The sequence below is a fragment of the Mangrovimonas aestuarii genome (assembly GCF_028767185.1).
GTDB lineage: Bacteria > Bacteroidota > Bacteroidia > Flavobacteriales > Flavobacteriaceae > Mangrovimonas_B > Mangrovimonas_B aestuarii.
Genome location: NZ_JARACK010000003.1, coordinates 278,702 through 289,991 on the forward strand (window position 1 = coordinate 278,702; position 11,290 = coordinate 289,991).

Annotated in this window: 11 protein-coding genes and 1 tRNA gene; 7 read left to right on the forward strand and 5 right to left on the reverse strand. The window is 34.3% G+C overall.

What is annotated here, in order from left to right:
* Nucleotides 1-45 precede the first annotated feature (45 nt).
* The 4 genes from PWU04_RS05975 to PWU04_RS05990 all read left to right on the forward strand — a co-directional run bounded on the left by PWU04_RS05975 (nt 46) and on the right by PWU04_RS05990 (nt 4,514).
* Nucleotides 46-1,473 (forward strand): nicotinate phosphoribosyltransferase, encoded by a 1,428-nt coding sequence (locus tag PWU04_RS05975; RefSeq protein WP_274474969.1) that lies wholly within the window; start codon nt 46-48, stop codon nt 1,471-1,473.
* A gap of 51 nt (nt 1,474-1,524) precedes the next feature.
* A complete protein-coding gene (gene rnpA / locus PWU04_RS05980; RefSeq protein WP_274474970.1) occupies nt 1,525-1,905 on the forward strand; it encodes a ribonuclease P protein component in 381 nt (126 codons plus the stop codon).
* Between the two features lie 12 nt (nt 1,906-1,917).
* Complete coding sequence (locus PWU04_RS05985; RefSeq protein ID WP_274474971.1) at nt 1,918-3,555, forward strand: S41 family peptidase; 1,638 nt, start codon at nt 1,918-1,920, stop codon at nt 3,553-3,555.
* A gap of 119 nt (nt 3,556-3,674) precedes the next feature.
* The gene (locus PWU04_RS05990) at nt 3,675-4,514 is read left to right on the forward strand and encodes an OmpA family protein (protein ID WP_274474972.1); all 840 of its coding nucleotides are present in this window, start codon (nt 3,675-3,677) and stop codon (nt 4,512-4,514) included.
* On the opposite strand, the gene PWU04_RS05995 is transcribed toward PWU04_RS05990, so the two are convergent.
* The 3 genes from PWU04_RS05995 to rpiB are packed head-to-tail and all read right to left on the reverse strand — an operon-like array spanning nt 4,511 to nt 6,322.
* Nucleotides 4,511-4,957, reverse strand: coding sequence for a GNAT family N-acetyltransferase (locus tag PWU04_RS05995; protein ID WP_274474973.1), 447 nt, complete (start codon nt 4,955-4,957; stop codon nt 4,511-4,513). The two genes, PWU04_RS05990 and PWU04_RS05995, sit on opposite strands and share 4 nt — an antisense overlap.
* A gap of 7 nt (nt 4,958-4,964) precedes the next feature.
* Nucleotides 4,965-5,882 (reverse strand): cation diffusion facilitator family transporter, encoded by a 918-nt coding sequence (locus PWU04_RS06000; protein ID WP_274474974.1) that lies wholly within the window; start codon nt 5,880-5,882, stop codon nt 4,965-4,967.
* 5 nt (nt 5,883-5,887) lie between these two features.
* Nucleotides 5,888-6,322 carry a ribose 5-phosphate isomerase B gene (gene rpiB / locus PWU04_RS06005; RefSeq protein ID WP_274474975.1) on the reverse strand — a complete coding sequence of 145 codons (435 nt, stop codon included), beginning with the start codon at nt 6,320-6,322 and terminating at the stop codon, nt 5,888-5,890.
* 574 nt (nt 6,323-6,896) lie between these two features.
* Between rpiB and PWU04_RS06010 the strand changes: the two genes are divergently transcribed.
* The 3 genes from PWU04_RS06010 to PWU04_RS06020 all read left to right on the forward strand — a co-directional run bounded on the left by PWU04_RS06010 (nt 6,897) and on the right by PWU04_RS06020 (nt 10,647).
* Nucleotides 6,897-9,140, forward strand: a complete 2,244-nt coding sequence (locus tag PWU04_RS06010) for a ribonuclease R family protein (RefSeq protein WP_274474977.1) — start codon at nt 6,897-6,899, stop codon at nt 9,138-9,140.
* A 104-nt stretch (nt 9,141-9,244) separates the two neighbouring features.
* Nucleotides 9,245-9,922 carry a head GIN domain-containing protein gene (locus tag PWU04_RS06015; protein WP_274474978.1) on the forward strand — a complete coding sequence of 226 codons (678 nt, stop codon included), beginning with the start codon at nt 9,245-9,247 and terminating at the stop codon, nt 9,920-9,922.
* Between the two features lie 38 nt (nt 9,923-9,960).
* Nucleotides 9,961-10,647, forward strand: coding sequence for a LysE family translocator (locus tag PWU04_RS06020; protein ID WP_274474979.1), 687 nt, complete (start codon nt 9,961-9,963; stop codon nt 10,645-10,647).
* A 116-nt stretch (nt 10,648-10,763) separates the two neighbouring features.
* Here PWU04_RS06020 and PWU04_RS06025 read toward each other — a convergent pair.
* Nucleotides 10,764-10,834 (reverse strand) — tRNA-Cys (locus tag PWU04_RS06025).
* A gap of 48 nt (nt 10,835-10,882) precedes the next feature.
* Complete coding sequence (folB, locus tag PWU04_RS06030; RefSeq protein WP_274474981.1) at nt 10,883-11,251, reverse strand: dihydroneopterin aldolase; 369 nt, start codon at nt 11,249-11,251, stop codon at nt 10,883-10,885.
* Nucleotides 11,252-11,290 lie beyond the last annotated feature (39 nt).

Sequence of the window (11,290 nt, forward strand, 5' to 3'; positions counted from 1 at the left end):
TATCTTTTTTATGCTTAATTTTAAGACGCATATCCAAGTTTGGATATGCGTCTTTTCGTTGATAACTGTGCCATGAATTTCAATACGGCTTTATATACGGATTTGTACCAACTCTCTATGGGGCAATCCTATTTCATGCACAATCGACATAATACCACAGCTACTTTCGATTACTTCTTCAGAAAATCGCCTTTTAATGGTGGATATGTTATTTTCTGTGGATTGGAGATTGTATTGGATTGGCTGGAACAACTTCATTTTTCTGAAGAAGATCTGAACTATCTAAAAGAACAAGGCTTTAAAACAGAATACTTGAACTTTTTAAAGGATTTTAAGTTTAGCGGTCAACTAAAAAGTGTTGAGGAAGGAAATGTTGTGTTTCCTTTTGCACCCATTGTTTCCGTTTCTGGAACTATTTTAGAATGCCAAATCGTGGAAACTTATCTTTTAAACACCCTAAATTTTCAATCGCTTATAGCTACAAAAGCAAGTAGAATGCGGTATGTTGCAGGGTCAGAGGCTATTCTTTCCGAATTTGGTTTACGACGCGCACAAAGCTATGCAGGTTTAATGGCTTCAAGAGCATCTATTGTAGGTGGTTTTAACTCTACATCAAACGTCATAGCTGGAAAAACTTTTAATATTCCTATTTCAGGAACCATGTCGCATGCCTTTGTTCAGAGTTACGGTGATGAACTAAAAGCCTTTAGAGCCTATGCGGAAACCTATCCTGAAAATTGTATTCTATTGGTCGATACATACAATACTTTAGACAGCGGAATACCAAATGCCATTTTGGTTGCTAAAGAGTTAGAGGAAAAAGGGCATCAATTGGTTGCTATCCGTCTCGATAGCGGTGATTTAAATTACCTATCCAATAAAACCAGACAATTACTGGACAATGCGAATTTACACTATGTAAAGATTGCAGCTTCCAATCAGTTGGATGAAAATGTTATTAGAAGTTTAAAGGAACAACAAGCTGTTATCGATATATACGGAATAGGAACCAATCTAGTTGTAGGTCGTGACAATGCTGCCTTAGATGGTGTTTTTAAACTTTGCAGTTTTGATGATGAACCAAGAATAAAAATTTCTGAAAACCTCAAGAAAATGAATTTTCCTGGAAGCAAACAAGTATTCCGTTATGTTAATTCGCAAGGACAATATTCCGCCGATGTTATAACTTTAGATAATTTAGAAGCTCCTACCAGAATGACACATCCGTTTGAACCTCATAAATCCATATCTTTGAAGCCTGTAAATGCACTGCCTTTGTTACATGTTGTTATGCAAAACGGTAAACGTACCATAAGCAAACAACCAACAATGACAATCGCGGAAAAAGCCAAAAGTTTTTTAAGCAAGCTTCCGCCTGAACATAAGCGGTTTGATTTTCCCCATGAATATAAAGTGGGACTTAGCTTAGAAGTAAGCGCATTACGGGAATTACTTAAAAACAAACAAGGATGACTCCTTTTAACTTAGAACAAATAATCTTCATAGGTCTTCAGAAATAATATAATGTCCCATACTTTTAGAAAAAACGAGAAACTTAAAAGCGAAAAACTCATTGGTAAAATGTTTAAAGAGGGAAAATCTGTATCGGCCTATCCATTGCGTTTGGTATATATGCCCACCTCTTTTGATGAAGACAATATAAAGGCAAAAACAGCTGTTTCTGTTAGTAAACGACAATTTAAAAAGGCTGTGGATAGAAACAGAATTAAACGTTTGATGCGTGAGGCCTACAGACTCAATAAGCCAGAGTTTTTTAACAACATGCCAACATCTTATGCGTTTATGATTTTGTACATTAGCAAAGATGAGCCCGATTTTAAGAGCTTGAATCACAAAATGAAACGCTTGTTTAGCAAGTTTTCAAATAAAATTTCAGAGGAATAAAGCCCTACAATAATGAAAAAATTACTGCGTAAAAAAATACTAATTCCCATAACGGCATTGACCATTTTTATTACGGGATCGGCCTTTCAGAGTGACTTCTTTGAAATAGCCAAACAAATAGAGATTTTCACAACCTTATTCAAGGAGCTCAATATGAATTATGTTGATGAAACCAACCCGGCCGAACTTATGGATACTGCCATAAAAGGTATGTTGGATGACTTAGACCCTTATACACGTTACATGAATGAGCAGGATGTTGAAGCAGCCAGAATAAACAATACCGGAGACTACATAGGGATAGGTGCCAAGGTAAGAACCATGAAGGATAAATTGGTTATTGTAGAACCTTATAAGGATTATCCGGCAGATAAAGCCGGTATTAAAGCTGGAGATGAAATCATCAAAGTGGGCAATACCCTTGTAGAAAGCTATAAGGACGATGCAGGTGAATTACTTAAAGGATCGCCGGGAACTAAGGTTGAAGTAACCTATAAACGTCAAGGCAAAACACTTGCTGCTACAATAGAACGTGCTTCAGTGGAAATTAATGCTGTTCCTTATTTTAAAATGGTAGATAATAAAACTGGATATATCGTACTAACTCAGTTTAACAATAAAGCGTCATCCCAAACCAGTTATGCCCTTAGGGATTTAAAAGCTCAGGGTGCAGAACGCATAATACTAGATCTTAGAAGTAATCCTGGTGGATTATTGCACGAAGCAGTGAACGTAGTTAACTTATTCATCCCAAAAGGACAATTGGTAGTAACAACAAAATCGAAAGTTAAAAAGTTCAACAGAACTTATTATACTCAAAAAGATCCAATTGATACAGAAATCCCGTTAGTAGTGCTCATTAATGGTATGAGTGCCTCTGCCAGTGAAATTGTTTCTGGGTCTTTACAAGACTTAGACCGTGCCGTAATTGTGGGATCACAAAGCTATGGAAAAGGATTGGTACAACGCCCTAAAAAATTAACTTATGGTACACAATTAAAAGTGACCATTTCACGCTATTATACTCCTTCTGGACGTTGTATTCAAGCTTTGGATTATTGGCACAGAGATGATAACGGAGAAGCCGTTAAAATAGCCAAAGAAGACTATAACGAATTTAAAACCAAGAACGGTAGAAAGGTATTTGATGGCGGTGGAATTTTTCCAGATGAAGCTATGGAAGTCACAAAAAACTCAGCCATTACCAATGCCATTATAAACGACAATCTTATTTTCGATTTCGCTACCAATTATTATTATCAACATCCATCGATAGATATTACTAATTTTAAACTAACCGATGCCGATTTTAATGCCTTTAAATCGTTTGTTGATAAAAGTGATTTCAGCTTTGAAACAGATACCGAAAAAGCTTTGGTTAAAGCCTTTGAAAATGCAAAAAAAGAAGATTTGGATGATATTATAGATAAAGATTACAATACGCTTATAAACAGTTTAAATCAATACAAAACCAAGGGAATTGACAAAAATAAAGAACAGATAACAAATGAGTTAACAGATGAAATAGTGAAACGATATGTATATCGTGAAGGACTATATGATTATTATTTAACCCATAATCCGGAAATAAAAAAAGCTACCGAAATCCTCTCCAAACAATCAAAATACAACAGTTACCTCAGAAATTGATAAAGTGTAGAACCATTTAATAAACGGTAAATAAAAACATTAAGCCACTCAAATTTGAGTGGCTTCATTTTTATAAAAATTTAAAAAAACATATCTTTAACTACTATATTTTTTTGAAAATGAGATTAAATTTAATAATTCTATTATTTTTTTGTCATATTTCATTCGCACAGAACGAGTTAACACACGTTGTTTATTTTGATACCGATAAGTATGAAGTCCCTCCAACAGAGGAAAGTAGACTTTTGTTATTCATGTCGACAATAGACACTTTGGATATTGAAAAAATATCCATCTACGGTTTTTGTGACGATAGAGGTACCGAAAACTATAATATGGTACTTTCTCAAAATAGGGCCGATGCTATAAAAACCCTTTTTGCTAATAGCGAATTTGACGAATCCGTTATTACCAATGTAAATGGTAAAGGAGAGATTCTACTTAAAATAGTTAAGGAAAATAATGTATCTAAAATAAGAGGTCTTAACAGAAAAGTTGAAATTATTGTAAAACCAAAGCCTGAACCCCAACCAGAACCAGTAAAAGAAAAAGCCAAAAAGAGTCCAACCGATCAATTAAAAGGCAATCTTAAGGCAGGTGACAAAATTGTTTTCGATAATCTATTGTTTAAAACGGGTTATAGTTACCTTACTCCAGAATCTAAAAAAACACTAGCTAAAATCGCTGATATCCTTGTTGAACGGGATAATGTATACTTCACTATTGAAGGCCATGTGTGCTGTACACAAAACTCTAGGGATGCTGTAGATCGTAAGACAAAAAAGAGAAATCTATCGGTTGCCAGAGCCAAGTATATATACGATTATTTGGCTAAAAAAGGTGTGAGCGAACGTCGTATGAAATATGTTGGGATGCGTAGAAAATTTCCTTTGGGAGGTGATCCTAAGTTCGATCGAAGGGTTGAAATACACATTACTTATGTTGGGGAGAAAAGCTAGAATTTAACCATTCTTATATGTGGAATACCATCTTCCAAATAAGATTCACCAACTTCCTTAAACCCTAAATTGTTATAAAAAGTCTTTAAATAACACTGTGCAGAAATAGTAATTTGAGTTGTATTAAAATAATTTTCTACCGCCTTTATGGAAGCTTTCATAATCTCATAGCCATAACCGTATTTCCTTTCTCTTTCCTTGACAACAACTCTTCCTATACTAGCTTGTTCAAAATAATCACCAGAACTAAAAATACGTGTGTACGATACCAAATTTCTGTTTTTATAACCTAAAATGTGCAGTGCCTTTTGATCTTTACCATCTACATCTTGATACACACAATCCTGTTCAACAACAAAAACCTCAGAGCGCAATTGAAGTAAATCGTATAACTCCGAAGTATTTAACTCGTTAAAAGGTTTTATGTGAATATCTAATGCCATTTATATACTAATCCTGAACTATAAAATCTTTTGAATCTTCATCCTTTTCAAACTCAGGTTGAATGTTTATATGATTAATATTAAATTTTTCATGAAGCAATTCTTCAACTTTTACAAGGATTTCATTGAATTCTGATAAAGTGATATTCTCTGTAAAATCCAAATGTGCTTCTAAATGAAGTTCCTCATCATTTAAACACCAAATATGAATATGATGAAGTTTTTTGACCTTGTTTATAGTATGTACTTCACGGGCAACATCCTTAACATTAATATGAGAGGGTGTAAACAACATCAACATTCTTGTAGATTGCTTTAGAAGATCGAATCCAACCCAAATCAAATAGATTGCAATTAACAATGTTAATAAACTATCTACCCAATACATTTGGTAAAATTTCATAAGCAAACCACCTATTAACACTGCAACGCTTGCCATCATATCTGTCAACAAATGGACATAGGCTGAACGTATGTTGATATTGTTCTCAGACTCTTTGTAAAGCAAAAACACACTTATTCCATTCGCTATAATTCCTAATAGCGACAACCATATAACCAAATTAGACTCAATAGGTTCTGGTGAATGAAACCGCTTAACAGCTTCAATAATTAGAATTATAGCAATAATAACAAGTGTAGAGGCGTTAACAAAAGCAGCAAGAATTTCTGCTCGTTTATAACCGAATGTTTTTTGGATAGATGCTTTTTGTTTGGAAAGAACAGACGCAATATAGCTTATTATTAAAGATATAACATCCGTAAAGTTATGAAGCGCATCACTTAATAACGCGAGACTACCCGAAATAAGACCTCCCACAACTTGGGCTAGGGTAATCGCCATATTTAATAGAATGGAAATTAACAAACGGCGACCCTTAAGGTCGCCATGTTGATGATGTGTATGATCGTGATGCCGAGACACAGTTATTAACAGCTTACCGGAATCTTCTCAACTCTATTAGAGTGGCGTCCTCCTTCAAATGCTGTGTTTAAAAAAGTGTCCACCATTTCCAAAGCTTGTGGCAAAGCAGTAAAACGAGCTGGAATACTCAATACGTTAGCATCGTTATGCTGTCTTGATAAAGCCACAATCTCTTTGTTCCAACATAATGCAGAACGTACACCTTGATGTTTATTGGCTGTCATATTGGCACCGTTTCCGCTACCGCATATTATAATACCAAAATCGGCTTTCTTATTTTCAACATCGGCGGCAACTGGATGTACAAAATCTGGATAATCCACACTGTCATTACTATCTGTACCGTAGTTATTTACAGTAAAACCTTTACTCTCCAAGTGCTTGATAACCTCAAATTTATACTCGGTTCCAGCGTGGTCGTTTCCTATTGAAATAGTCATATTTTAATTGTGTTGAAATTAGGTTGTAAAGTTAATAAATATGCCCCACTATTTGGGTTGTGAAAACTATATTAATAAACTGTTAATATCTATTTATCATTTTCTAAAACTTAAATTTTCAGAATCCATATTTTTTTACAAAGCAGAAGTAAATTCATTTAACAAAAAAATAACTCCACTTTTTTTGGTCATCTTATCAAGGTCAAAATCGAACGAAATAAACAACGATTTTTAAATATTTTATTAAAATTTCATTGTCAACATTACCTATCAACGGTTGTTAATAACATTTACATTCTCCTTAAAAAATAAGAAGTTAACGAATTTTTAATTGTTAATTACCTTGTAATGGCTCGTAAAAAATGTAAATTCAAAATAAACTTCAAAAAAGTTATACCAGTTATTAACAGACTATAATAACATACATTTAAGTTTTAAAAAAAATAAAAAGAAATTTACTAATAGTGTATACTGTGAATAACGTTAATATTTGAAAATTTAAAATTCAATTAAAAGGTATTATTCATAAGTATTGATATTATTACTGTAGCTTTGTTATGTCAGATTAAACAGAATGGGAAGAAAGAAGAGAAAAAGCAAATCGAATAAGATTCCTAATCTTACCAATACGATTTTCAGTATCCTTAAGAAGGAACGTAATAAAACCTTTAACTATAAACAGATAGCTGCTAAAATTGGAGTAAACGATGCCAGTAGCAGAAATCAGATAATTAAGAAACTTCACCAGTTAAAGGCTAAAGGACAGATAGAAGAAGTAGAAAGAGGAAAGTTCAAAGCTGTTGTAACTACAGAATATTACACTGGTACTCTTGATCTTACTGCTAAAGGCTCTGGTTATGTAATATGTGATGCTTTTGAAGAGGATGTTTATATTGCTTCAAACAATGTTAATAGAGCTCTTAATGGTGATAAAGTTGAACTCTATGTTTACAAACGTCCTAAGCGTGGTAGGATAGAAGGTGAAATTACTCAAGTTTTAGAGCGTTCCAAAAACGAATATGTAGGTGTAATTCAAGTACATAAAAACTACGCTTTTGTAGTTGCTGATAGTAATAAAATGTATAAAGACATTTTTGTCCCTATTAGTAAAATACACGATGCCGAAGATGGTGATAAGGTGCTGGTACGTCTTGAAGATTGGCCTGAGAATGCCGATTCTCCTTACGGTAGAGTACTTAAGGTGCTTGGTAAACCTGGTGATCACAATACTGAAATCCACGCGATTTTAGCCGAATACGGGTTGCCTTATGAGTTTCCTTATGAAGTTGAAGAGTATGCCAATAAAATAGATACCTCAATTACTGCAGACGAAATTAGTAAACGTCGTGATATGCGCGACATTTTGACCTTTACTATCGACCCTAAAGATGCTAAGGATTTTGATGATGCTTTGTCATTTAGGGTTTTGGATAACGGTCATTACGAAATTGGTATTCATATTGCAGATGTATCGCACTACGTTAAGGAAGGAACAATTTTGGATGAAGAAGCTTATCAACGTGCTACTTCTGTGTATTTGGTAGATCGTGTGGTACCTATGTTACCTGAAATTCTATCTAACCAAGCTTGTTCGTTACGTCCTCATGAAGAGAAATATACCTTTTCTGCAGTTTTTCATTTAAATGATAAAGCGGAAGTTACCGACCAATGGTTTGGACGTACTGTGACTTATAGCGATGCACGATTTGCTTATGAAGAAGCGCAAGCTATCATAGAGTCCAATTCAGAATTAAAACTACCTAATTCTGAAGGTATTAATGAGGTTATCAACAATATTGATACTACCATTCCAGAAGAGGTATCGCTTACCGGAACTAGCTATAGCACAGATCTTAACATAGCGTTTGCCATTCTAAAATTGGATGAATTGGCTAAATTAATGCGTGTAAAACGTATGAAACACGGTGCTATTTCATTCGATAAGGTAGAGGTGAAATTTAATCTCGATAAAGACAATAATCCAATAGGTGTTTTCTTTAAAACCAGTAAAGATGCTAATAAGCTCATTGAAGAGTTTATGCTATTGGCCAATAAAAAGGTTGCCGAGTTTATTGGTAAACAAAAGCCAAAAAAGACATTTGTGTATCGTGTGCACGATGAACCTGATGAAACTAAATTAGCGGCTTTACAGGGTGTTGTTTCTAAGTTTGGGTACAAACTCAACTTTAAGGACAAAAAGAGCACTACGGCCTCTTTAAACAATCTTTTAAGTGACGTGGTTGGTAAAAAGGAACAGAACCTTGTGGATACCTTGACCATTCGCAGTATGAGCAAAGCTGAGTATACGACTCATAATATTGGACATTATGGATTGGCTTTTGATTATTACAGCCATTTTACATCTCCTATCCGTCGTTATCCAGATGTTATGGCACACCGCTTGTTACAACATTATCTAGACAATGGGCAGTCGGTTAATGAAGTTGTTTATGAAGAGAAATGCAACCATTCTAGCAATATGGAAACTTTGGCCACGAAAGCCGAAAGGGATTCCATTAAATACATGCAGATAAAGTTTATGCAAGATCATCAGGATGAAGAATTTGTAGGTGTGATTTCTGGAGTAACCGATTGGGGAATTTATGTGGAAATCATTGATAATAAATGTGAAGGAATGGTACGTATCCGCGATATCAATGATGATGTGTATTTCTTTGATGAAGCCCAATATGCATTGGTAGGAAAAACAACCCATAATATTTACCAGTTGGGAGACGAAGTGGTTGTAAAAGTTAAGGAAACCGATTTGGTAAAAAAACACCTTGATTTCCACTTGATAGGAAAAAACGAAGATTAATGTTTTTTAGTCTAATTGTCACATCGAGTAGTTCTGGATTTTTTAAAACAGAATTGTATCGAGCTATATTTAGTAGTTAATTATCTTAAATAATATTTTATAATATGAAAAAAGCTATTGCTATTGTAGCCTTGTTAGTAAGCAGTTTAGGAATATCCCAAAACACTATAGAAAAAACAATAGGTGAGTTTAGTGAACTAAAGGTCTTCGATCTTCTTGAAGTAGAACTTATACAATCAACTGAGAACAAAATCAAGATTGTGGGTGAAAATGCTGAAGATGTAGTAGTTGTCAACAAGAACGGAAAACTGAAAATCCGTATGAAAATTGATGACAAGTTTAAAGGTGAAAATACCCAGGTGACTTTGTATTATACAAAAATTGATATCATTGATGTAAATGAAGGTGCCATTGTAGGATCTCAGGATACCATCAAGCAATTTGAAATTGATTTAAGAGCTCAGGAAGGTGGGGAAATAAAAGTAAATGTTGATGTTAGTTATGTTCTGGTAAATTCAGCAACCGGAGGTAAAGTTGAAGTAAGCGGAACCACTAAAAAACAACAGGTTCAGATTTATACAGGAGGCGAGTTAGAAGCCAAAGCACTTAAATCTGAAGATGTTGAAGTAACGGTTAATGCGGGTGGTAAGGCTTATGTTAATGCTTCAAATGATGTGAAGGCCAAGGTAAGGGCAGGAGGAGATGTTTATATCTATGGTAACCCTAAAACCATTTCCGAAGATAAAGTTCTAGGAGGACGTGTTGAAAAGGTGGAAGAATAATTCCACAATTCATATTTTTGTGAAAATGTCCATAAACTATGTATGAAGTAATCTTAAAGGCTATACCATTCGGGATTATTTTGGCTTTTACAATAGGGCCTGTTTTTTTTGTATTACTGGAAACAAGTGCTACAAAAGGCTTTAGAAGTGCTCTAACCTTTGATAGTGGTGTTATTCTAGCAGATATCTTCTTCATCATTGTAGCGTTTTACAGTACCAATAAACTAGTAGAAAAAATTGAAGACGATCCTAATTTTGTCATTTTGGGTGGAATTCTATTGGTTGCTTACGGTATTATTACGTTTGTTAAAACCTCAAAATCCTTTAGATCGATTGTTAGGGAGTATCACAAAGTGGAAATTCAGCGTAATTATGGAAAACTTTTTATTAAAGGATTTTTACTCAACTTTATTAACATAGGCGTATTATTGGGTTGGGTTGGGTTTATTGTATTGGCTAATTCCCTAACAGAAACACAAAATGAAATTTATGTGTTTTTAGGAACTATTCTGGCAACCTATTTTATCATAGATATTTTTAAAATACTTGTTGCCAAAACCTTACGAAACAAACTCACACCACGGCTTATTTTTAAAACAAAAAAGATAGTAGCTCTGGTTATTCTTGGGTTTGGCGTATTACTTCTTATGCAAGGATTCTTCCCTAAAGAAAAGGAATTGCTAAAGGAAAAGATTGAAAAGATCAGCCCGATTAAAGAACCTTAGTAATTTTTAAATAATAGAAAAAGCCATGACAATGGTCATGGCTTTTTTGTTATATAATTTTCATTATGCATCAGAAAAAGAAAAAACCTCCAAGTAAATACTTGGAGGTTTTTTTGAGGCGTCGAGCGGATTCGAACCGCTGTACGAGGTTTTGCAGACCTATGCCTAGCCACTCGGCCACGACGCCTTACATAGCGTGCGACAAATGTATAAAAAATATAGTTTTTACCACAAGTTAGTTTCTATTTTTTCTGCGGTCGGTTAATTTTATGGTTACCATTGCCACATCGCCACCAATGGGAGGATTTAATTTACTGACACTTACGCTAACCTTCTTCACTTTTTCTGCTTCATCAAAAATTCTGTTCAATATGCGTTGAGCCACGTGTTCCAAAAGTTTGGACGGAACAGACATCTCTTCCTTAACAATACGGTTAAGAAAAACATAGTCTACCGTATCGTTGAGATTATCACTATTTGAAGACTTGTTCAAATCGGCTCTAACTTCAAGGTCAACACGGTAATCGCATCCTATGGCTGTTTCTTCTTTTAAGCAACCATGATGGGCGTAAACACGTATGTTTTCAACTTTAATAACTCCCATAACATTATTTTTTCCAAATATAGATTATTCTCTGTTCTT